Source organism: Novosphingobium profundi (genome assembly GCF_020524485.1).
Lineage (GTDB): Bacteria > Pseudomonadota > Alphaproteobacteria > Sphingomonadales > Sphingomonadaceae > Novosphingobium > Novosphingobium profundi_A.
In genome coordinates this window covers 348,458-371,560 of sequence record NZ_JAIVLF010000001.1, presented here as the reverse complement: position 1 = coordinate 371,560, position 23,103 = coordinate 348,458, and the positions used below count along the sequence as shown (strand labels likewise).

Sequence of the window (23,103 nt, the reverse complement as noted above, 5' to 3'; positions counted from 1 at the left end):
CGCATCCTTGTCCTAATCAGCCCCCACAAAACAGCAAAAGCGTTCCACTTAATGTGGACGATACCAATTGAGGAGGATGTCTATGGATACCCGCAAATTCCCGCGTCTGGGGATTACGCTCCGGCGCGCCATGCTGGGCGCGGCCGCGCTTTCATTCAGTTCCACCGCGTTTGCACAGAGCGGCACCCCGGATGAATCCCTGCCCGAGTCCGTGAGCAACGAACCGGCTGGCGAGGCCATCATCGTGACCGGCTCGCGCATCGCGGCGAGCGGCTTCAGCGCCCCGACCCCGATCACCGCGCTCGATCAGGAGCAGCTCATCGAGGCGGCCCCCTCGACGATGGCGGACGCGCTGCGCACATTGCCGGCCCTCACCAACACCTCGGGCCCGCAGAGCAATTCGGGCACGACCAACGGGGGCCAGAGCTTCCTCAACCTGCGTTCGCTCGGCCGTGAGCGCACGCTGACGCTGCTCGACGGTCGCCGCATGGTGCCCAGCGCCCTGACCGGCAGTGTCGATGCCAACCTGATCCCCTCGGCCCTGATCCAGCGGGTCGACATCGTGACCGGCGGCGCCTCGGCCGCCTATGGTTCGGACGCCGTCGCAGGCGTGGTGAACTTCGTGGTCGACAAGCGCTTCGAAGGGGTCAAGCTCGACGCGCACTACGGCCTCACCGAACATGGCGACAACAAGGAATTCAAGGCCACGGGCGCCTACGGCACCTCCTTCGCCGACGGGCGCGGGCACTTCGAGGTGGCGGGTGAATACTACGACACCAAGGGCGTGGAGCCGATCGACCGCAAGTGGTCGCGCCAGGGCAACACCTTCATCAACGGCCCGGCAGGCGGACCGACCCGCATAATTTCTTCGGACGTTCTCTCGGTGGGCACCGTGGGCGGCATGATCCTCAACGGCAACGGCGGAACGGCAGACGCCAACGCGGCGCTGGGCGGCATCCAGTTCCTGCCCGATGGTTCGATGGCCCCCTACGATTTCGGCAGCTACCGCGCGGGTAGCCAGCAGATCGGCGGCGACGGTGTGAACACCGAGCTTTACCAGGCGCTGGCGCGCCCGATGTCGCGCCTGAACTTCTACGGCCGTACGCAGTACGAACTGGCGCCGGAGGTGACGCTCTTTGCCGAAGGTCTCTTCGGGCGCAGCCGCACGACCTATGCCAACGGCGCCAACCGCCACCAGATCGGCAACCCCCTGACGATCCAGGCCGACAACGCCTTCCTCCCGGACGAGATCCGCGACCAGATGCTGGATACCGGCGTTACCTCGCTGACGTTCCTGCGCCATTCGCGCGACCGCGGGCTGGTGACGACGCGCAACAACGCGACGACTTATCGTATCGTGGCGGGCGCCGAAGGCGACGTGTCGGGCTGGCACTGGGAAGCCTACTACCAGCGCGGGCAGAGCAAGCAGGACAACGACATCTTCAACATGGAGAATGTCCCCCGCTTCCTGCAGGCCGTGGACGCGGTGGAGAACAACGGACAGATCGTGTGCCGCTCTTCTCTCGCCAATCCCGCGAATGGCTGCGTCCCGTTCAATCCGTTCGGCGCAAACGCCCCTTCCGAAGCCGCGCTCGATTATGTTCTGGGCACGAGCCACTCGGTCTCCAAGCTGACGATGGACAACTTCGCCCTGAACGCTTCGGGCACGCTGTTTGAAGGCTGGGCAGGCCCGATTTCGGCCGCCGTCGGCGCGGAGTACCGCAAGGAACGCGCCAACGTCACGTCGGACATCGATTCGCAGAACTTCGCCTGGATCTTCGGCAACCCGCAGCCCTGGAGCGGCGGCTATTCGGTCAAGGAAGCCTTCCTCGAACTGCAGGCTCCGCTGCTGCGCGACGTGGCGATCGCCCAGGAACTCGACATCAACGGCGCGGTGCGCGTCACCGACTATTCGACCAGTGGCTCGATCGCTTCGTGGAAGGCCGGTTTCAGCTGGGTTCCCTTCGAGGGCCTGCGCATTCGCGGCACCCGCTCGCGCGACATCCGCGCCGCGAACGTGAATGAACTGTTCAGCGCGGGCCGTCAGTTCACGGCCTCGGTGACCGATCCGTTCAACAACAACGTGCTGGTGCGCGGCATTCCCAACATCGCGGGCGGCAACCCCGACCTGCGGCCCGAGATCGCCAACACGCTGACGCTGGGCGCCGTGATCCAGCCGATCCAGGTGCCCGGACTCTCGATGTCGGTGGACTTCTACAACATCAAGATCCGCAACGCGATTGTGACGATCACGCCGCAGCAGGTGGTCGACCAGTGCTTTGGAGGCAATGACTTTGCCTGCAACCTGACCGAGCGCGACGCTGGCGGCAATCTCACCACGATCTTCGGCACCCCGATCAACCTCTCCTCGCAGCAGGCCCGGGGCCTCGACTTCGAGGTCTCCTACCGCACCTCCGTCGGCGATCTCATTGGTCCCGACACGCAGCTTTCGGTGCGCACGCTGGCGAGCTATCTCGACAAGCTGGAGAACGTCGTTCCCGGGTCGCCGCCGATTGATCGCGCGGGCGAAGTGGGTCTGAACGGCACCCCGCACTGGGGGGGCAACATGCAGATGCGCCTGAGCAGCGAAACGCTGGGGTTCTTCATGCAGGGCCGCCTGATCGGTGGTGGATCCTACGACAACACCCGTACTTCGGCGGATCTCAGCCTGACGAAGATCGACCCGATCTTCTATCTGGACACCCAGATCTCCTACAAGCTGCCGGTCCTCGACCGCGGGGTGGAGCTCTTCCTCGACGTGCGCAACCTGCTCGACAAGGATCCGCCGATCGCTCCGGCCGCCGCCAATATCGCGATGGCCACCAATTCGTCGGTCTATGATCTTGTCGGCCGCAACTTCCGCTTCGGCGTGCGGGTCCGTTACTGATCCGCAAAGCTGGCGGCGGTCCGCCGCGCGAGGCCTTCCGAGGCCACGCGTGGCGGACCGCTCCGGCACACCTGCGGCCTCTGATGTCCACTCGGACACGGTCTGCCCTTCTTCCTTCAAACAGCGCGCGGGAGATGCCCTCTTGTCTGATCGGTTCGCCCTGCCCGATCTCTCGTGCGAACGGCGCGGCTTTCTTCGCAGCCTGTGCATGGGCGCGTCTCTTGCGGCCCTGGGATCTGGCCCCCTCCTCGCAGGCTGCGCCACAGATGCCGGGCCCATTCCCTATTCATCGGCCCGGCGGGGGCCGCGCTTTGCCGTCCCCGCCGATGCCTGCGACAGCCATATTCACATTCTCGACCCGCGTTTTCCCGCCCGGCCGGGCTGGCCGGGCTCCCCGGTCGGTGAGGCGACGGTGGCCGCCTACCGACGCTTCCAGGACCGGATCGGCACGCGTCGGACTGTTATCGTCACGCCATCCACCTACGGGACCGACAATCGCGCCACGCTCGATGCCCTGCGCCAGATGGGCGCGCAGGCGCGCGGGGTGGCCGTGATCGACTGCAACGCCCCGCCCCCGCGCGCCGAGCTTGCGGCCATGGCACAGGCCGGCATCTGCGGGCTGCGCGTCAACTTCGTATCGCCCCAGATCTGGGGCCGCACGGACACGGCCCGTCTGCACGCCACCGCGCGCCTTGCGCAGGAGATGGGCTGGCATATCCAGATTTTCGCCCGGGCCAGTCAGATCGCCGCGATGGAAGCGGACCTTGCCGCGCTCCCCGTGCCCCTGGTGATCGACCATCTGGGCTTTGTCACTCCGCAGGAACCTGGGACGCCCGAAGGCCATGGTGCCGTCCTGCGTTTGCTGGGTACCAGGCGGACCTGGGTGAAGCTCTCCGGGGCCTATATCGCCAGCGGCGAAGGTGCACCCGACTATGCGGATCTCGCCCCGATAGCCCAGGCCTATGTCGCCCAGGCACCCGACCGGCTCGTGTGGGGTTCGGACTGGCCCCATCGCGGCCACGAAAACGACCTGCCCGACGATGCCCGCCTGCTCGACCTGCTGGATCGCTGGGCTGGCGATGCGCGCACGCGCGATGCCATTCTCGTCCGCAATCCAGCGCAGCTCTACGGTTTCAGCTGACCGTCTCCAGCCATTTTCCGACAGAGGCAAGAGGCGCGAGGCCACGGCAACAGGAGGAAGGCTCTAGACATGAAGTTGGAGAACAGGACTACGCCCCGCGCAGCGAGGCGGCGCGCGGGCTCGCTCCTTGCGCTCGCACTCATACTTGCAGGATCGAGCGAAGGGAGCGCTGAGACGGTTCAGGAGCCGCCTCGCATCCTGCCCGAGACCGTACGTGCGCGGCTTGCCGAGGTTGACGCGATCGCAGGCACCGATCCCCTCCTCAGGGCCTTGCGCAACTACCACTGCTACTATGTCGACCCCGTCGCGGCGCCGTTTCGCCCCTCGGTGATGGACGAGACCGATTTTCTGTACGGGACGCCGGTTCTCGATGACGTCTATTACCTGGGCTATCTCAACCTCGCGGTCTATGCGATCCGGACATCCGAAGGGCTGGTGCTGGTCGATGGTGGAGGCACGGCCGCGCAGGGGCAGAAGATCCTCGATTGGATGGCCTCGGCGGGCTTTGCGCCCTCGGACCTGCGCTGGATCATTCTGACCCACGAACACGCCGACCACATTGCCGGAGCCCAGGTCCTGCGCGCCGCAACCGGCGCACGCATCGCGGTGAGTGCGGCGATGCTGAGGGATGGGCAAATGCCCGATGGCCTCGGCACGCCCGATCTCGTGGTGAAAGAGCGCCAAGAGCTCCAGGCCGGGACGAGCCAACTGGTCCTTCTCCCGACGCCAGGCCACACACCGGGCACCTTGTCGCTCTTTGCCCCGGTCCATGCCGAGGGTCAGGCGCACATGGCCGCGTTCTGGGGCGGCAAGGGGATGCGGCCCTCGCCCGAGAATCTGCGCACGATGCTGGCATCGCTCGACGCCTTCCGGGCTGAAGCCGAGCGCCTGGGCGCGGACGTTCCCCTCAACACCCATGGCTGGGGCGACGCGACGATCTCGCGGCTTGTCGATTCCATCCTCGCGCCCGGCCTGCCCAACCGCTTCGTGCTTTCGCCCGCCCGCAACGCGGCAAACCTCGAAATGCTGCGATTGTGCACCGAGGCCTATCTCGACAAGGTCGTCGCGGAACAGGACGCAGGGGCCCCGCCCCGCGAATCCTGAACTCAGGTCCGCCCTAAAAGGGATGGCGGAACCCGAAGCGCCGCCTGCCAGGCGGCAGGGGAAACTTCGGGTCCCGCCATCAGGGTGGGTTCAGGGGAAAAACCTTGCCTCAGACTATCCGGGTCAGGCCATCAGGGGATGGCTGCCTGATCGGGGCATTCAGAACGTGGCGATGGGATTGACGGTCGCGCCGGTTCCCGCCTTCACGCGGATCGGAGCCACCGTAAACAGGAACGTGCTGCGCTTCAGGCGCTCGGCGGTCTGCGCCAGCGCGTCGAGATCGGCGTTGTCGAGCAGCGGCATGCCGAGCGTGACCAACGCGAAATTGTGCGCGGGCAAGTAGTCGTCGGGGTTCGTAATCTGCGAACTTGCGGGGATCGGAACAACGCTCAAGGCGGATTCACTGCCGAGCATGGCAATGTTGCGATCATGCATCCAGGGAATGACCGAGGCGTCGAGCCCGGCCGCCGACTTTGCAATGTCCCACTTCCCCTTGGCGCGCTCGCGCGCCCAGCGTCCGGTCCGCACGAACACTGCATCTCCGGAGCGGATGGTGACCCCGCTGCGCTTTTCCCAGGCCTCGAGATCGGCGACCGTCACGGGCGTGCCCGGTTCCAGCCATTCCACGCCCTTGAGCGCAGGGATGTCGATCAGAACCCCGCGGGTAAAGACACCGTCCGCAAACGCCGCGATGTCTCCCCGCGCAAGGCCGCTGTCCATCTTCACGTTCTCAAGCGCGGAGAAGCCGTTGTACATCTTCCCGTCGTGGAAGTGGTGGCCGAAGGCATCGAAATGCGTCTCGGTGTAGCCATGCGCAACGATGGAAAGCCTGTCGGTCGCGCCGGTCATGCGCGCGGGCGGGCCGGACAGCATGCGCTGGACGACCGCCGCACGCGGTTCGGGGCCTTGCGCATCGGGGGCGACATGAACCGGCACGATCTCGCGTTCCAGCGAGACGGAAATGCCCTCGCGCACCTCGCCCGCGGCCGCCACGCGCACGTCTGGGGTGATGAGGTTGAGCGTGCCCTTCTCGTCCTCAGCCCCCCACCGACCCCAGTTGGAGAGCGTCTCCTTCCAGGTGTCCAGTTGCTCCTGCGAGACAGGAGGGGGACTGGCGGGTGCGGAGGCCGCAGCCGAAAGGGCGCTTGTGCCGGCAAGGGCGGCGATGAGAGCTGTACGCAGGACGGTGCGCATGATGGCAGTTCCTTCAGGACAGCGCGCGCGCAGGGATCGCTGTTCCGGCGCGCGCGGCAGGTGGATCGGTCGGGGAGGCCTGGGCGACTACTTGGCCGGCGCGGGATGCGCCTGGTCCCAGACCATCTGGTCGATATCGGCGCTGAGGCACGCGCGGAACAGCGCATCGTAGCGGATCACGCCCTCGCGGCCCACGACATAGGGATTGGGCTCCCCGGCCTTGCGCTGCGCCAGCTGCGCGATCCGCGTCAGGCCGTCATCGCCCACCGTGTGGTTGGACAGGATCACGTCGGCCTGCATGCGGTCGGTCTGTTCCGAGAAATGCTGCAGACCCTCGAGGAACTGCACGTAGTCCTCCATCTTGCGCGGCTTGCCCTGCCCTCCGAAAAGCGCGGCGACATGGGGCGTGCCCTTGTCACTCACCGGAAAGACGAACGAGAGCGTGCCTGCGGTATGTCCGGGGGTGAGATAGGCGGTCACCGTGCGCCCGCCCAGCGTGATCTGATCACCATCGGAAATGTCGAAATCGCCTTCGCCGCGCGGCGGCATGCGGCCATAGATCGAATCGCCGTCCCAGTCCGCCGTGCTGGCGCCGATGCGCGCGCCCGAAATCGACTTCAGGTACGGTGCACCGCCGAAGTGATCGAGATGGTTGTGGCTCACGATGATGATACGGATGCGCTTGGGGTCGAGACCCACCTGCTCCATGTGCCGCACGATGATGTTGCGGGCGTCTTCCTCGTTGGTCAGCGCGTCGAGCAGGATGATGCCCTCGTCGGTGTCGATGGCCCAGATGTTGTTGGCATCATCGCCGATCGAATAGACCCCGTCGAACACTTCCATCGGCTGCGGGACAGGCGCCTTGATCGACGTTCCCCCGCGCGGATACTTGCAGCGATAGGCAAGCGTGACCGGCCACATCCCGTCGCTCGCCTGCGCGGCCAGCGCGGCATAGGCCTTGGCGCCCGGCGCGGTGTAGAGCGCGGTCTGCGCCATTTCCTCGACCGTATGGATTTCCGGTCGTCCGCCATTGGGGGTGTCGGCCTTGCTGCTGTCGACCTTGCCCTGACGGGAAGCCGGGATCACACGATCGGAAAGCTCCTGCGCCGACAGAGGCAGCGGAGAGATCGATCCCAAAGCGGTCCCGGCAAGGGCGGCAAGCCCGAGTGCTCTCCAAAGCCCACGTGCGGGCCGCACCGGCGCTGAAAACCTGATCACGATCATTCCACTCCCATTTTCGTGCGAAGGTTCCGTCGGTTAAACGAAATATCGTTCCGACTTTTATGACCTTTCGTGTCGCGACAGATGTCAGACAGAGATAGATATGTCAAATTTGCAATGGCGTTTTATTTTACGCACACCCCCCTTCTCGGCGACCACCTCCGCGCGGGCACTTGCTTGAACGAGCCGGACGGGAGGGGCACCAGGCGCAGGGCCATTGGCAAGGTCGCGCCTGCCCCTGCGCGATAGCGTCCCGAAGGCGGGGTTATGCGCCCGCGTTCTTGATGGACTGCAGGAACGCCTGCTCTCCGCCAAGCTGGCGGCTCAACTCCTGCGCGGCGGACAGCATTTCCGAGGCAAGGCTTTCTGCACGCGCCGCATCGAAGCGGTTGCATGGGCCTGCCAGGACAAGCGCGCCGAGCAAGGAACCGCCGCTCTGAAACACCGGCACGGCAAGCGAGGCGGCATAGGGGTCCGAAGCGCCGGTCGTGTAGATCGGCAGCGTGGATGTGGGGTGGTCGGCACCGGTGTCCGCGAAGGTCCGCAGCACGATGGCCGAGGATGCCTGATCCATGGCGCGGATCTCACCAGGTTGCTTGTGCACGCCAAGCTGATGGGGCGAATTCACCCTGTACTGGCAGAGGCGGTAGCTTCCGTGCCGGATGTAGATCGAAGCCGTCTCCCCCGATATGTCGACGAGAGACTGCAGGATGGGCATGACGTAATGCTCAACATGCATGGATTCGTTGTAGATGAGATTGAGGCGCGCGATCTCGGGACCAAGGCGGTAGTCGCCAGCAACGTCCTTCACGAGGTAGCTGTGGTCGATGAGTGAAGCCGACAGCCGCAGGGCCGTGCTCTTTACAAGACCCGTACGCTTCGCGATCTCGGCCAGGGAAAGGGCATCGTCGCCACGCTGGAAGCAGGAAAGGATAGTGAGGAAACGGTCCGCGCTTGCACGCCCCGGAGCCTGCTTGGTGTCGCTGTCAGCATTCATACTCAGGATGTAGGGCCAGCCGCGAACAATGTATAGAGCGTACGCAGCAGTACAGGTTCGACTGGTGGATGAATGCGCACATGGAGCACGGGGAAGACGGAATGGGGGGACGGCAGGCAAATCCACGCAGGACTTGAGGCCTTGCTCGAACCCCGGATCCCGAGTGTGTCCCGCCACACGCAGTACGCCCGCGCAGCGCCGGGACCAAGGACGCACGCGCCCGGCCATGGCGCAAGGCCTGGCCGGGCGCGTGTGCGCGGGCCTCAGACGCCTTCGCAGCCGAGGCGCTTGAGCGTTTCATCCACCCAGGCGCGCGGGTTTTCACCGCGCGCAATCTTTTCCAGCTGTGCGGTTTCAGCGGCATGCTTGGCGCTGGCCTTGGTGTAGATGTCTTCGGCATCGTCCATCGCGACGCAGATCAGCCCATCGTCGTCGCCCAGCAGCAGGTCACCGGGATTGATGACCATGCCGTCGATTGCGATCGGCACGTTCACTTCGCCAGGGCCGTCCTTGTAGGGGCCGCGATGGGTCACACCCGCCGCGAAGACCGGGAAGGAGCTTGCCCGGATCGCAGCGGCATCGCGGATCGCGCCCCAGATGACGATGCCGGCAATGCCGCGCGATTCGGCGTGGGCGGTCATCATCTCGCCGATGAGGGCATTGGTCAGGTGCCCTGCACCGTCGACCACGACGACGTCCCCGGGCTGTGCGATGTCGAGCGCCTTGTGCAGCATGAGGTTGTCGCCCGGGCGCGCCTTGACCGTGACGGCCGGGCCCGCAAGCACACCGCCGGCGTGCATCGGACGCAAACTCGCCCCGCCTGCAAAGATGCGCCCCATCGCGTCGCTGACATTGGCGACGGGAAGCTGCGAGAAACGCTCCACCACATCGGCAGGGATGCGGCGCTCAACGGGTAGGACTCGAAAGCCGATGCTCATGATGTACTCCTTGGATCAGGTCGGAAAGGGATGCGGCAAGGCCTTGTCGAAAGGCGACGACCGCCGAAGTTCAGGAAGGTGCCATGTGCGGCACCCGGAACAGGATCGGGCTCAGGGTTCGATGGGATCTGCCTGAGGCCAGGCGTGGATCCTGGAGGGGAGGACTTTGACATATTGGAACACCAGTGCAGCATAATTACGCTGCCAGGTGATTTGGACAGGGTGACGGCGGGCGAAGTTGACCATCTGCGCCCTCGCGCGTCAATGGCGGGCGCTGGCCGACTACACCGATCCAGCGCGCCCCTCGCCGTGCTGCGGCCATGGCCCGGCCCCGCAGTCCGGCAATACGCCGATACATGGCCAGAGTCGCGGCTTTTTCGGCACTTCCAGAGAACTTTCCGGCGGATCGACTGCCGCGTAAGGGCGCGATGGAGGCCGCGCCCGACATCTCGAACGCCCGCCTGCCTGACGGCCAATCCTCTACCCATTTCATCGCATTATCCCTGGATTCAGCGCTTGCGCAGATCGCCTTTAACCCTAGCGCACACAGACCTATTTGCAACATCAATATGAAACGCCGTTGCGTTTTAATGTTTGAGCGCTATGGTCCCCTCAACAACGCGGTTCGGCCGCAGGAATATTTGAGGATCGAGGATCATCATGCCCCAGCACGCCACTCTCATTATCGGCGGGGAAATTGCGCCGAATGCGGCAACCTATGCAGTGGAGAGGCAAATCGCGCTGGCGCTGTGCAAGCCCTATCCCAGCGAGGACGAGCTCGTCGAAGCCGCGAATGCGATTGCCGCAGAGGCGCTCCTGCTGCGCATGGGCTCGATCTCACGTTCGGCCATCGAGCGGATACCGACCCTCAAGGTCATCGCAAAGCACGGGGTTGGCTATGACAGCATCGATACGGTGGCGGCCGCCGAAAACGGCGTGATCGTCGTGGTCGCGGGAGGCGCCAATTCGTTATCCGTGGCCGAGCATGCGCTTGCCCTGCTGCTAAGCGTCGCGCGGTCCACGGCCTGGCTCGATCGCCGCGTGCGCGAGGGGCATTGGGACAAGTCCCGCCACGCAGGCATCGAAATCTCGGGCCGATCGATCGGCTTGATCGGACTGGGCGCGATCGGTCGGGAGTTCCTGCGCCTGCTTGCCCCCTTTGACATGACCGCGCGGATCTACGACCCCTATCTGCTACCGGATCAGGTGCCCGAAGGCGCCCAGCGCGTCGATTCCATTCCCGAGCTGCTGCGGCAAAGCGACATTGTCAGCCTGCACTGCCCCTTGACGGACGAGAACCGGCAATTCCTCGATGCCGATGCCTTCGCGATGATGAAACGCGAGGCCATCCTCATCAACACCGCACGCGGAGGGCTTGTCGACCAGAGCGCACTGCTGGAGGCCCTGAAGACCGGAGCGATCTTCGGTGCAGGCCTCGACACCTTTGCGCAGGAGCCGACCACGGCCACGGACCCGCTGTGGGAACTGCCCAACCTCGTGGTGACGCCGCATGTCGGCGCGAACACGCAGGAAGCACGCACGCGGGTCGGGATGAGCTGCATCGCACAGATCGCGGATTTCCTCGATGAGGGCATCATAGCCCCCCGCAATCACGTGAACGCGGTTGCCATGAACATGCCGTAATCGGCAAAGCACAACCAGAAGTGCCGAGGTCATCGGCCTCGCGGCTTCGAGAATGAGAGCGCCTGCAGGCGCCACATAATCAAGATGGAGAGATGCATGGGTTCCGAGGGCGCAATCGAAGCGCAAGTGATGCGCAAGGTAATGTGGCGGCTGCTGCCGTTCCTGATGCTGTGTTACCTCATGGCGTTCATAGACCGAACGAATGTGGGCATGGCATCCTTGCAGATGAATGCGGACATCGGACTTAGCAGCACGGTCTTTGGCTTTGGCGCAAGTCTGTTCTTCGTGGCCTACTTCCTGATGGAGGTCCCCAGCAACCTGATGCTGCAGAAGGTCGGGGCACGGTTCTGGATTGCCCGGATCATGATAACCTGGGGCCTGGTCTCCACCGCGATGTCGCTGGTCTGGAACGCGGAGTCGTTCTACGTCATGCGCTTCGCGCTGGGTATTGCCGAAGCCGGTTTCTTCCCCGGCATCATCCTCTATCTGACTTACTGGATGCCACCGGGCTATCGCGGCCGTACGCTGGCCCTCTTCGCGTTCGCCATTCCGGTGTCCAGCTTCATCGGTTCACCACTCTCCGGGCTGCTTCTGGCGATGGATGGCATTGCAGGTCTGCGCGGCTGGCAATGGCTGTTCATTCTGGAAGGCCTGCCCACCGTCATGCTGGGCGTGGCCTGCCTCAAGATGCTGACCGACCGGCCGGACGACGCCTCCTGGCTGGACGACGAGGAGAAAGCCTGGCTCAATTCGGCTCTCGCGGCGACGGGTTCGAGCAAGCCACTGGTTCATGGTTCGGCTTGGCGCCTCGCCGTGACGCCGGCATTCTGGGCCATGGTCATAGCCTGTTCGGGCGCCTCTGCGGCCGGTAGCATGCTGAGTGTGTGGCAGCCGCAGCTCCTGAAATCCTTCGGCCTGACGGATCTGCAGACTGGCCTCGTCAATTCGATCCCCTACGGCATCGCCTCGGTTGCGATGATCTTGTGGGGGCGCAATTCGGACCGCACGAACGAACGGCGCTGGCACACCGCGCTGCCGCTCATGCTCATTACACTCGGCGCAGTTGGCACGTTCGTCGTGACGGGACTCGTCCCGACAGTGATGCTGCTCACATTCGTGCTGGTTGGCGCCTACTGCTTCAAGGGACCGTTCTGGAGCATGGCATCGACCTGGCTTTCGGGCAGCACCGCGGCCGCGGGCATTGCGGCCATCAACGCGACGTCCAATCTCATCGGCGGGGGCCTGATGGTCAATGCCTACGGCTTCATCCACGAGGCAACGGGAAGTTATGTGCTTGCCCTGATGCCGTTGGCAGGCCTGACCTTGATGAGCGCCGCCGCTGTCATCTATGTCGGCCGGACCGCCAAAAAGCAGCCGGTGCCCCTGCGCGTCTGAGACATCGCACAGCCTCGACGGAAGGTCGCCTGGAACCCGGGCGCCTTCCGGGCAGGAGCTTTGCGCCTTGACGGCAATCCTGCCCCATTGCCCAGGAACACGCCTGCTACTTGCCCGGAACAGGGTCTGGCGATTCCCTGCCCTCGCCCTGTCTGACGGCGGTCATTCTCGTGTCCCAGGTCGGCAGCGTAGGTGCTACTCGGGACGATACCTTCCGACTTGGCCGAGGGCTCCAGCAAGGCCGAGGTACCTGTGTCGCCCGCCATAGTTCAACGAGGGACTGCAAAGCTCGAAAGACGTTCCGTATCGCGCCCGATACGACAGGAATGGAAGCCCCACGTCCAAGACCCACAAACGCGGGGCCAGCGATGGTCCACCCCATCGCCGCCCCCGAATGTATTGCAGCCGTGCTTCTCAGGCGTCAGAAGCTGTAGCGGACCGTGCCAAGGAGCGTGCGCGGATCGGTCATGAAGCGCGGGTTGACGACCGAGAAGCCGAAGCCGGTCTGCCAGTTGATCTGGTTGAACAGGTTCTTGCCCGCCACCTGGAATTTCCAGGGCCCGACATCGTACCCCACATAACCGTTGACGATCTGGGTGGAATCGACCGCCCCGATGCCGAGGTTGTCAGCGGTCGAGAAATAGGCATCGCGGAAGTTCGCGTCCGCGCCGAACTTCACCGTGCCCTCACCCAGATCGAAGTTGTAATCGAAGCCGATCGTCGCCTGATAGTCGGGCAGGAACGGCGGAACATTGCCTGTGAGCGACGCGCCCTCGGGTACGTTGCGGTACTTGCCGTCGTTGAGCGAGCCGTTGCCCCAGATCTGCAGGCCCAGCACCGGCTTCCAGGCAATCTCCGCTTCGATGCCCTTGATCGTGAGATCGTAGTTCTCGATCAGGAAGCCGCCATCGCCCAGGCTGACCGATTCCTGGCGATCCTGGACCTTGTTGACGAAGCCCGAAACGGCCAGACGCAGCGTCCGGCCAAGGTCCGTCTTGAGGCCCACTTCGAAGGCGTCGGTCGTCTGCGGCCGGAAGGCTGCGGCGAGCTGGGCCGCGGTCGAGGCCAGGCCGTTGTAGCCGCCCGACTTGAAGCCGACCGAGTAGGAGCCATAGACCAGAAGGTCGGGAAGCGGCGTGAAATTGACGCCCAGCTTCGGGGTGAACTTCTCGTAGTGATCGCGGCTGATCGCCGGAAGACCGTCGATATCAGCGTTCAGCTCCTTGTCTTCGAGCGTGTAGCGGCCGCCTGCAATGAACGCGAGCTCGTCGCTCACGTTGAGGGTAAACTGACCATAGCCCGCCCAGGCGTCCGTGTTGGCATGGAAGTTGGTGGTGGAGGGCACGAAGAAGGTGGTGGTGTCGATCACCTGGTCGCCGTTCTCGTGGAAATAATAGACGCCGATCACGTAGTCGATGAGGTCATCGGCGAGCGAGCCGGTCGCGTTGGTTTCCTGGCTGAACTGCCACTGCTGCGAGATGCTCTCGCGGTCCATGAGCGCAAGCGGGGTATCGCCGTCCATGCCGAGCATGCCAGGATAGACGCCGCCCGAGAAGTCCTGGCGCCACGCATCGTCAAGCTCGGAATAGGCGGTGATCGAGGTCAGCGTGCCCCCGGGGTAGTTCGCCGTCAGCTTGAGCGAGGCGCCCTTCTGGGTCACCGCGGTATAGGATTCCACAGGCGAGAGCACGGTGCGGTAGGAGCCCGAGAGCGGGGTGATGTTGCCTTCGCCGTCCGTGACCGTGTTGACCGACCATTGGCCGTCGGAATCAAGGTCCATGTAGTACACGTTCAGACGCGCGGTGATGTCGCTGCCCTTGTAGGCAAGGTCGAACATGCCGCCCTGGAAGTCTTCGGCGCCCACCTTCTTGCCAAGCGTCGGGTTGTACTGGCGTCCCCCGTCGCGCTTGCGCGCGATGCCGTTGACAGACGCGGCCCATTCCCCGTCCGCGCTGAGCGGAACCGACAGGTAGCCCTTGACGCGGCGCTCGTTCCAGGTGCCGTAGCCCACCTGCGCGGTGCCGGTCAGCACGTCGGCGGGCTGCTTGGTGATGATGTTGATGGCGCCGGCCGACGCATTGCGGCCGTAGAGCACGCCCTGGGGGCCGCGCAGGACCTCGATCCGCTCGATCTCGGCGAAGTCCATCAGCGCGCCCTGCATGCGCGCGTTGTAGACATCGTTGACGTAGAGCGCGACTTCGGCCTCGGACATCACATAGCCGCCGTCGGTGCCGCCGCCGCCGCGGATATAGGCCTTGAGACCGGCAGAGCCCCCCGTCACGCCATCAAGCTTGAGGTTGGGCACCAGGCGCGCAACATCGGTCGGCGCCAGGATCTGCCGGGTGGCGATCTCTTCGGGCGAAATCGCGGTGACACTGAGAGGGACGTCCTGCAGGCGCTGCTCGGTGCGCTGGGACGTCACGACGATCTCGTTGAAGCCGTCCTCCTGCTCGCTTTCCTGCGCGATGGCCAGCTGGGGGGGGGCGGTGAGCGCGGACGCCGCAAGCAGCAGATTGCCGAGAGATACCTTCATAGTTTCCTGAACCTTCTTCGCATTTTTATAAACGCCCGGACGGATGCGCAGGACATCGATTGCATCCCTTGGTGCATCACAGACAGGTGCGGAGTGCTCTTGAAGTTGCTCGTACAAGTCATTGTTTTGTAGATATGTTCTCGCCTACCGGATAGTTTGTGGGTGGCGTTCGGCGGCACTCGGGTTTTGAAGGCAGGTGCGGCAGGCAACGAGCTGGATCGGTTTTCTGGAGGATGGAGCAGCATGGCTGAGCAGGTTTTCGCAGGTCGCACCGTCATCGTGACGGGGAGCGCAGGAGGCATCGGCTCGGCCATCGTCGAAGCCTTTGCCCAAGGCGGCGCCACGGTGATCGCGGCCGATCTCATGGACAGCGCCGCGACCGCCGAGGAGGTGCCTGACAGCGACGGCAAAGGCCGCGTCGTCCGGCATCAACTGGACGTCAGCTGCGAACGCTCCTGGATCGCGCTCATGGACATTGTCGATGCGCAGTTCGGCGGGCTCGATGTGCTGGTCAACAACGCGGGGATCTACCGGCCGAACATCCCCTTCGAGGACATGGAACTGGCAACCTGGCGGGAGCACTTCGCCGTCAACGCCGACGGCACGTTCCTGGGCTGCAAGCATGCGATCCGCCGCATGAAGGCACGCGGTTGCCAGGGCGCGGTCGTCAACATCGGCTCGGGCATGTCGATCTCGGCCAGCCCGACGGGAGCGGCCTATTGCGGCTCGAAGGCCGCCGTGCTGATGACCACCAAGACCGCAGCCCGCGCCGCCGGCCAGTACGGCATCCGGATCAACGCGGTTCTGCCAGGAGCGGTCGAGACGAGCATGCTGATGGGCAACATGACCGGCGATGACGACAAGGAAGGCTTCCTTTCCCGCATGGAAAGCTTCAGCGCCCTGGGCAAGCTCGCCCATGCAAGGGACATCGCCGAGGCCGTGCTTTTCCTGGCCGGAGATCGCAGTTCGGCCATCTCCGGAGTGGCGATCCCGGTCGATGGCGGGGCTATCCCCGGCGCCTGACGACCAGAGGGACATCGCTACATAGACCTACCCAGGAGTCTGATGCATCCGCCGCAATAGCGGCCCAGACATATCCATAAAGCCCTCACGGAATCGGCGTGCGGTGACCGAACGGGTCCGATGTGATAGACTGTGTTCCTCTCCCCGTGGGTGGAGGTGGCCAGCCTCCTGCCCGCGCATGTCTATGGTGCGACATTGGTTCCAGTCGAAGCGGGCGATCTTGCTTGCGCTCGTCCTGCTTCTTCTCACGGGCGTGGCAGGGATTGCCGCGTTCCTATTCGGGCGGCCTGCGCCCATCTGCATCGCGCTCGCCAATTCGCTGACGGGGCCCTCGTCTTCGGCCGGACAGGAGAGCCTTTCGGCGGCACGCATCGCCCTGGCGCAGGCCAATGCGGCCGGAGGTGTGTCAGGGCGCCGGATCGAACTGAAGCTGTTCGACGATACCAGCACCGCGAAAGGCGCGCGCGGCGTCGTGCGAGAAATCGCCGCGAGCGACTGCGTGGGGGTTCTGGGGCACTATCTCTCCACCGCATCCCTCGCGGCGGGGCCCGGCTATCGCGCGGCAAGAATACCGGCCCTCACCGGGACCTCGTTCGTCGATGAGCTGACAAGGGACAACGCGTGGTATTTCCGCGCCCAGACAACGGCCTCCGGGCAAGGGCGATCCATCGCCGAGTATCTCGCCGTCTTCCAGGCCAGCGCCCCTGTCGAACTGGTCACTTCCAAGGACAGTTTCGGGCAGAGTTTCCAGCAGGGCTTCACCGGCGCCTACGAGGCCGCGAACTACAGGCTCTGGACCTTCGACACGACGCCCGGCCTACGCGCCTCTTCGAGCCAAGCCCTGGCACAGCGCATCGCTCGAAGAGGCAATGCCGGGATGATCGTGATCGGAACCGGGGCCGACCATATTGCCGACATGCTGATGGCGCTGCGGCGCAACGGCATCACGAACATGGTGATCGCCGCGGGCGGGGCCGGAGGTCCGGAGTTTCTCGAACGGTTCAAGGATGAGCCCGAAGAGCAGCGCGAGCCTGGCTATTTCAGCCGCAATCTGTCCGCCGCCTCGCCCCTGATCTTCGACAGCGCCGGGGAACAGGCGCAGGCGCTTTCGAGGCGCTATCGCGAGGAGACAGGCCGCGTGCCCAGCTGGGTGGCGGCGGGCTCCTACGATGCGACGAAGATGATGATCGAGGCGATCCGCCGGGCCGGGATCGCCAACCGCACCGACACCTTGCAGGCCGACCGGGCACGGGTCCGCAAGGCACTCGCCAAGATGATCAGCCCCGCAACCGGCGTCGAGGGTCTGACCCGCCCGCTCTATTTCGATCCCCAGCGCAACATTCCCGGTCCGACCCGCATGGGCACGTTCGTCTTCGGCCGCTTCGCCACCTCGCCCCAACAGATGATCCCGATCGAACGGCCCGACCTGCTCGACATCGGCGACCTCATTGAGCGGGGCGATGTCGTGCGGATCGGAGCACGCCACTACTGGCGCCAGCGGGTCGTCTATACCGGGATCGATCTCAACACCATTGATCGCGTGGATATCCGAAACGGCACGTTCACCGCCGATCTCAATCTGTGGATGCGCTTCGTCGGCGACGATGCGCCGACCCAGATCGAGTTTCCCGCGCTGGCCGATCCCGATCTGTTTGACGCATCCGATCCCAGAGAGACCAGCGCCTACGCGCTGCCACCCGGATTTGCACGGCCTCTGGGCGTAGGGCCCGAAGATACGCTGACCTATCGCCTGTTCCGCATCTCGGGCGATTTCCGCTTCGATTTCAATCTCCACGACTACCCGTTCGACCGGCAGGAACTGCTCATACGGTTCCAGAACAACCGCCAGCGCAGCGATCTCGTCACTTATGTCATCGACACGGCAGGCCTGCGCCTTGCCAAGGTCGACACCATCGCACCGGCGCGGCTCGATCCCTATGGCGGCCTCGAGCAATGGTCGCAGAAGGGGATGCGCTATTTCGTGGATTCGCGCTCGACCACCTCCACCCTCGGCAATCCCCTACGCTTCCAGGACAACGCGGCGATCACCTACGCCGGGTTCAACGCCGCGATCCTCCTGGAAAGGGACTACGGCATCTACATCCTCAAGACGCTGACGCCGCTGCTGCTGCTCGTGCTGGTCGTCTTTGCCACGCTGATCCTTCCCACCAACCTGTTCCGAGAGCGTATCAACATCCCGATCACCGCGATCCTGACCAGCGCGGTGCTTCTGCTCTCGCTCAACAGCCAATTGCCCGCCGTGGGCTACACGGTCGCCATCGAATATATCTTCTATGCCTTCTTCGCGGTCTGCCTGGGTGCCATGCTGGTGGGCATCTCGCACGACGCACTGATGATCAAGGATCGCCCGGAGGATGCCGCACGGCTCGCGAAGGCGGGCTCGATCCTCTACATCGCCACGGTCGTCGCGATCATCGCCTTCATCGCCTGGCGATACGGGCATGGCTAGCATGGGCGCTCATGCGCAGCCCGCAAGGAACGCGCGTGCCTGCGCGAGAATACCCTCCCGACTGTCCTCGTTTTGCCGGTCCCAATTGCGGTAGGTCAGCGCCATGCGGTGATTGTCGCCCAGCTTGTCGCGGTGACGGTCGAGGAAATGCCAGTACAGGGCGTTGAAGGGGCACGCCGCGGGGCCTACCCGTTCCTTCACGTTGTAGGCGCAGGTTCCGCAGTAGTCCGACATGCGGTTGATGTAGGCCCCCGAGGCGACATAGGGCTTGGACCCAAGAAGACCGCCGTCGCCGAACTGGCTCATGCCCAGCGTGTTGGGCAGTTCGACCCATTCGTAGGCATCGACATAGACCTGAAGGTACCATTCGTGGACCTGCTTGGGATCGCAGCCCGCGAGAAGCGCGAAGTTGCCGATCACCATGAGCCGCTGGATGTGATGCGCGTGCCCCGTCGCAAGGGTCTGGCCGATCGCCTCGCGCAGGCACTGCATGTCCGTCTCGCCCGTCCAGAACCAGGCGGGCAGGTCCCGGCGGTGGTCGAGGAAGTTCCGCTCCACGTACTCGGGCCCCTCGCGCCAGTAGATGCCGCGCACGTATTCGCGCCAGCCCAGGATCTGCCGGATATAGCCTTCGACCGAATTGATCGGCGCCCGGCCCGCGCGGTACTCGGCCTCCGCGCGGCGGCACAGGTCGAGCGGATCGAGCAGCCCGGAATTGAGGTAGGGCGAGAGGATGGAGTGCCACAGGAACGGCTGGCCCCGCAGCATGGCGTCCTCGTAACGACCAAAATCGGGCAAGGCGTTGGCGAAGAAGCTGGCCGCCTGCCGCTCGGCATCGGCGGCCGTCACCGCGTAGTCGAAATCTTCGAGCGATCCGGGATGGTCGGCAAACCTCTCGGCCACGAGGGCCAGCACCTCGCGGGTGATGGCATCGGGCTCGAAGCGCAGGGGCCGGGGCATGAAGAGGTCGGCGTCGGCCGGTTGGCGGTTGTCCTTGTCGAAATTCCACTGCCCGCCCGCAGGCTTGCCCTCGTCGAGCAGGAGCCCTGTCTTGCGGCGCATCTCGCGGTAGAAGAATTCCATCGTCAAGGCGCGGCGGCCGTCCGCCCAGTCCTCGAATTCGCGATGCGAGCACAGAAACCGCGTATCCGCGCGGATGTCGACGGGCAGGCCGAACAGGGTCTGCCAGCTTTCGATCATGGCCGCCACGCGCCATTCGCCCGGCTCGGTCACGACGATGCGCTCCGGGTCATGGCGAGCGATGGCGCGGGCGATCTCGCCTGTGAAGCTGTCGCTGGCCTCGGGATCGTCGAGACGTACGTAATCGACCGTGTAGCCCGCCTCGACCAGCGCCTGCGCGTGATGGCGCATCGCCGAAAGGATATAGGCGATCTTCTTCTTGTGGTGGCGCACGTAGGTCGTCTCGTCCGCGACCTCCATCATCAGGACGACAACGTCCCTGGCCTCCATACCCGCAAGCGAGGACAGGTCTAAGGAAAGCTGATCGCCCAGCACGGGCACAAGTGTTGGCATCGGGGTTTCCTGAGGGCTACGACGTTCCTGACAGGCTCGCGGCTAGGGCGCCTTGCGGTTCTGGCGGCAGCGGTCCGAGCAGTACTTCACCTCGTCCCAGACGCGCGCCCACTTGCGCCGCCAGGTGAAGGGACGCCCGCAGGTGAGGCAGATCTTGCTCGGCAGGTCGGCTTTCTTGCGCATCGTCGCCATGGCTAGCTGGCCCCGTGCAGGGCCGCCACCTGGGTGATCAGATCCGGCAGGCTCGCACGCATCTGATCGGCGAGCCGCACACCCGAGAGCCAGGCCCCTTCCACCGTAGGCGCGCGGCACCAGTCGCCGCAGGCGCCAAGGCGCTGGTCGAGGTTCCACAGGACCCGGCCCGACTGTCCGTAAGGCTGCGCAAAGCGCCAGCGGTGCGCCTTCAGGAAGGTGGGTTCGGGCAGGTCCGTGCCGAGCGCCTGCGCAAACGCGGCGAGCATCCGCTCCGCCACATCCTTCGCCTCGCATTCCAGGTTCGCGCGCGACCACGCCGCGTTGGCATGAAGCACCCACCCCTGCGAGGGCCCCCGCTCGGGCTTGGAGGCGTTGCACGCGAGCGCGGAGAAAATGCCCAGATCCTCCATGAAGGCACGGGGCGCAGGGATGTCCCAGGGAAACGCGACCATGACCGACCAGCAGGGCGTGGAGCGTACCGAGGCCGCCTCCAGCCCGGCATCGAGATCGTGAAGGGACAGGAGCGGCGCGGCCTGCTCGGCCGGGACGGCGACAACGACGCTGTCGAAGGGTTCTGCGTCCAGCCCCTCCCCTTCGATCCTCCAGCCGTCCTCGCCCTGAACCAGAGCCTGGACCCGTGCGCCGAACCGCACGTCGAAGCGTTTGCTCTGCTCGGCAACAAGGGTCGCCATGGACGGGACGCCGACCATGGCCCCGCGCGGGCCATCGGGCCAGCGCGCCGCCCAGCCGGCTTCCTGCCAGCGCGCCACTTCGGCCTGGAAATCGGGGTCATGCGCGGTGAAGAACGGCGCGCCCAGGTCCCACGAAGAGATGTCCGTCACGACCGAGGTCAGCCGCCCTCCGGGACGACGCCCCTTGTCGAACAGGACGATGTCGGCAAGCCCGGACAACCGCCCGGCGCAGGCGAGCCCGGCCATGCCCGCTCCCACGATGGCGATGCGCATGGTCACCCCCTGCCCCCGCCGATCAGCGCCAGGACTTCGCGGCGGCGGCCCGCATCCTCGCGGAAGCAGCCCAGCATCTTGCTCGTCACCATATCCACGCCATGCGTGCGCACGCCGCGCCCCGTCATGCAGCCATGGCTGGCCTTGATGACGACGGCCACGCCCAGCGGGTCCAGATTGTCCCAGATGCATTCGGCGATCTGCGCGGTCAGGCGCTCCTGGATCTGGAGACGATGGGCAAAGCCATGCAGGACGCGCGCCAGCTTGGAAATGCCGACCACGCGATTACGCGGCAGATAAGCAATCGAGGCCGTGCCCGTGATCGGCGCAAGGTGATGCTCGCAGTGCGAATGGAAGGGAATGTCGCGCAGGAGGACGACTTCGTCATAGCCGCCCACCTCGTCGAAGGTACGGCCCAGATGCACGGCCGGATCTTCCGCGTAGCCCTTGCCGTATTCCTTCCAGGCCCGCCCGACGCGCGCGGGCGTGTCGAGAAGCCCCTCGCGATCAGGGTCCTCCCCCGCCCAGCGCAGCAACGTGCGCACCGCGTCCTGGACGTCATCGGGCACCGTCTCGCGGGTGTCTTCAACCTCGTCGTCACAGGCATGATCCGCGAGGAAGGCTGCATCCATGATGTTCATGATATCTCTCGTCCGGTTTGCCGCCGACCCGGCGCAGGTGGCTTTCTTCCGGAAAGGTTCTAGGCGTCGGCTCCAAGCTCTGCGATATGGCCAAACGTGAAGAAAGCAGCCGTACCAAGCCCGATGGATCCCGATTCCCTGATTGCGAGCAGCCGCGTCGCGGCCGTCGTCAGCGACCCGCGGCGGGCCGACAATCCGATCATCGCCTGCAACGAGGCCTTTCTTGAGCTGACCGGCTACACGCGCGAAGAGGTGATCGGGCGCAACTGCCGTTTCCTGCGCGGGCGCGGCACCGAACCCGAACAGGCCGCAATGCTGCGCGAGGCTGTCGCCGAAACCCGGCCCGCGATGGTCGAGCTCATCAACTACCGCAAGGACAGCAGCGCCTTTCGCAACGCGGTGATGGTGGCGCCCCTGTTCGACGAGGAAGGCGACGTGCAGTTCTTCCTCGGCTCGCAGATGGCCATTGATGATACTGAGGCCAGCCGCCACCAGCAGGCCCGCACCCGGATCGAGGGGCTGTCCCGGCGCCAGCGCCAGATCCTGCGCGCACTGGCGCAGGGGCAGCTCAACAAGCAGATCGCTTTCGAGCTTGGCGTGACCGAACGCACGGTCAAGATGCACCGCGCCGCCGTGCTGCGCGCGCTGGATGTCCGCACGGTGGCCGAAGCCATCCGCATCGCCATCGAGGCCGGTTTCTGAAGCTCAGGACCTACGCCCACCTAGGCACGATCAGGCCTGGGCCTTCCCACCCTTCAGCGCCTCGACGACACTGGCAAGCGTGCGGCGCAGGGCGTCGAGTTCCTCCAGGTCCTGCCCCCGGGTCATGATCTCCGGGACGTGGAGCGCCTCTTCGCGCAGCGCCTTCCCGCTTGCGGTCAGCGAGACACGCACACGGCGTTCGTCCTCCCGGTCGCGCTGGCGCACAAGGTGCCCCAGGGTTTCCATGCGCTTGAGAAGAGGCGTCAGCGTTCCGGTATCAAGATGCAGCCGCTTGCCGATGGCCCCCACGCTCTGCCCGTCCTCTTCCCACAGCACCAGCATGACAAGGTACTGCGGGTAGGTAAGGTTCAGCCGCGCGAGCACCGGGGCGTAGAGCCTGCCGATCAGGTTGCTCGCCGCGTAGAACTGGAAGCACAGCTGGCGATCGAGGCGCAAAGGGTCCTCACGCGGGTCAGAGGCATTCAGGGACGTTCGCATCGCGCAGGACGATAGCGCATGG

The 23,103-nt window shown here is 64.9% G+C and carries 18 protein-coding genes; 8 read left to right on the top strand and 10 right to left on the bottom strand.

Going from position 1 to position 23,103, the window contains the following annotated elements:
* Positions 1-82 precede the first annotated feature (82 nt).
* The 3 genes from LC060_RS01530 (at position 83) to LC060_RS01520 (ending at position 5,132) form a co-directional block, all read left to right on the top strand.
* Positions 83-2,887 (top strand): TonB-dependent receptor domain-containing protein, encoded by a 2,805-nt coding sequence (locus LC060_RS01530; protein WP_226632107.1) that lies wholly within the window; start codon positions 83-85, stop codon positions 2,885-2,887.
* Positions 2,888-3,029: 142 nt separating this feature from the next.
* Complete coding sequence (locus LC060_RS01525; RefSeq protein WP_226632105.1) at positions 3,030-4,028, top strand: amidohydrolase family protein; 999 nt, start codon at positions 3,030-3,032, stop codon at positions 4,026-4,028.
* Positions 4,029-4,097: 69 nt separating this feature from the next.
* The gene (locus LC060_RS01520; RefSeq protein WP_226632103.1) at positions 4,098-5,132 is read left to right on the top strand and encodes an MBL fold metallo-hydrolase; all 1,035 of its coding nucleotides are present in this window, start codon (positions 4,098-4,100) and stop codon (positions 5,130-5,132) included.
* Positions 5,133-5,291: 159 nt separating this feature from the next.
* On the opposite strand, the gene LC060_RS01515 is transcribed toward LC060_RS01520, so the two are convergent.
* The 4 genes from LC060_RS01515 to LC060_RS01500 all read right to left on the bottom strand — a co-directional run bounded on the left by LC060_RS01515 (position 5,292) and on the right by LC060_RS01500 (position 9,482).
* Entirely contained in the window at positions 5,292-6,326 is a 1,035-nt protein-coding gene (locus LC060_RS01515; protein WP_226632094.1) for a cyclase family protein, read from the bottom strand.
* 87 nt (positions 6,327-6,413) lie between these two features.
* On the bottom strand, positions 6,414-7,412 hold the full coding sequence (locus tag LC060_RS01510) for an MBL fold metallo-hydrolase (protein WP_226632091.1): 999 nt from the start codon (positions 7,410-7,412) through the stop codon (positions 6,414-6,416).
* A 400-nt stretch (positions 7,413-7,812) separates the two neighbouring features.
* A complete protein-coding gene (locus LC060_RS01505; protein WP_226632089.1) occupies positions 7,813-8,544 on the bottom strand; it encodes an IclR family transcriptional regulator in 732 nt (243 codons plus the stop codon).
* 263 nt (positions 8,545-8,807) lie between these two features.
* Positions 8,808-9,482: an RraA family protein gene (locus LC060_RS01500; protein WP_226632087.1), complete on the bottom strand. Its 675-nt coding sequence runs from the start codon at positions 9,480-9,482 to the stop codon at positions 8,808-8,810.
* A 660-nt stretch (positions 9,483-10,142) separates the two neighbouring features.
* On the opposite strand from LC060_RS01500, the gene LC060_RS01495 reads away from it, so the two are divergent.
* Together LC060_RS01495 and LC060_RS01490 are read left to right on the top strand one after the other, a co-directional pair.
* Positions 10,143-11,126 carry a hydroxyacid dehydrogenase gene (locus LC060_RS01495; protein ID WP_226632086.1) on the top strand — a complete coding sequence of 328 codons (984 nt, stop codon included), beginning with the start codon at positions 10,143-10,145 and terminating at the stop codon, positions 11,124-11,126.
* Positions 11,127-11,222: 96 nt separating this feature from the next.
* A complete protein-coding gene (locus tag LC060_RS01490; RefSeq protein ID WP_226632085.1) occupies positions 11,223-12,521 on the top strand; it encodes an MFS transporter in 1,299 nt (432 codons plus the stop codon).
* Positions 12,522-12,942: 421 nt separating this feature from the next.
* Here LC060_RS01490 and LC060_RS01485 read toward each other — a convergent pair whose 3' ends face one another.
* On the bottom strand, positions 12,943-15,054 hold the full coding sequence (locus LC060_RS01485) for a TonB-dependent receptor (RefSeq protein WP_226632084.1): 2,112 nt from the start codon (positions 15,052-15,054) through the stop codon (positions 12,943-12,945).
* Positions 15,055-15,297: 243 nt separating this feature from the next.
* Here LC060_RS01485 and LC060_RS01480 point away from each other — a divergent pair, with 243 nt between their 5' ends.
* Together LC060_RS01480 and LC060_RS01475 are read left to right on the top strand one after the other, a co-directional pair.
* Complete coding sequence (locus LC060_RS01480) at positions 15,298-16,077, top strand: SDR family NAD(P)-dependent oxidoreductase (RefSeq protein WP_226632083.1); 780 nt, start codon at positions 15,298-15,300, stop codon at positions 16,075-16,077.
* A 220-nt stretch (positions 16,078-16,297) separates the two neighbouring features.
* Complete coding sequence (locus LC060_RS01475; RefSeq protein WP_226632081.1) at positions 16,298-18,547, top strand: ABC transporter substrate-binding protein; 2,250 nt, start codon at positions 16,298-16,300, stop codon at positions 18,545-18,547.
* Between the two features lie 9 nt (positions 18,548-18,556).
* Here the strand turns inward: LC060_RS01475 and LC060_RS01470 are convergent, their stop codons facing one another.
* Genes LC060_RS01470 through folE form a run of 4 tightly spaced genes read right to left on the bottom strand, consistent with a single transcriptional unit; the run spans position 18,557 to position 21,881 of the window.
* A complete protein-coding gene (locus LC060_RS01470; RefSeq protein WP_226632079.1) occupies positions 18,557-20,080 on the bottom strand; it encodes a cryptochrome/photolyase family protein in 1,524 nt (507 codons plus the stop codon).
* A 42-nt stretch (positions 20,081-20,122) separates the two neighbouring features.
* Positions 20,123-20,272 carry a DUF2256 domain-containing protein gene (locus LC060_RS01465; RefSeq protein WP_226632077.1) on the bottom strand — a complete coding sequence of 50 codons (150 nt, stop codon included), beginning with the start codon at positions 20,270-20,272 and terminating at the stop codon, positions 20,123-20,125.
* 2 nt (positions 20,273-20,274) lie between these two features.
* A complete protein-coding gene (locus tag LC060_RS01460; protein ID WP_226632075.1) occupies positions 20,275-21,240 on the bottom strand; it encodes an NAD(P)/FAD-dependent oxidoreductase in 966 nt (321 codons plus the stop codon).
* A 2-nt stretch (positions 21,241-21,242) separates the two neighbouring features.
* The gene (folE, locus tag LC060_RS01455; RefSeq protein ID WP_413465081.1) at positions 21,243-21,881 is read right to left on the bottom strand and encodes a GTP cyclohydrolase I FolE; all 639 of its coding nucleotides are present in this window, start codon (positions 21,879-21,881) and stop codon (positions 21,243-21,245) included.
* A 123-nt stretch (positions 21,882-22,004) separates the two neighbouring features.
* Between folE and LC060_RS01450 the strand changes: the two genes are divergently transcribed.
* Positions 22,005-22,583, top strand: a complete 579-nt coding sequence (locus LC060_RS01450) for a PAS domain-containing protein (RefSeq protein ID WP_226632074.1) — start codon at positions 22,005-22,007, stop codon at positions 22,581-22,583.
* Positions 22,584-22,613: 30 nt separating this feature from the next.
* Here LC060_RS01450 and LC060_RS01445 read toward each other — a convergent pair whose 3' ends face one another.
* The gene (locus LC060_RS01445) at positions 22,614-23,081 is read right to left on the bottom strand and encodes a transcriptional regulator, SarA/Rot family (RefSeq protein WP_226632072.1); all 468 of its coding nucleotides are present in this window, start codon (positions 23,079-23,081) and stop codon (positions 22,614-22,616) included.
* Between the last annotated feature and the right edge of the window lie 22 nt (positions 23,082-23,103).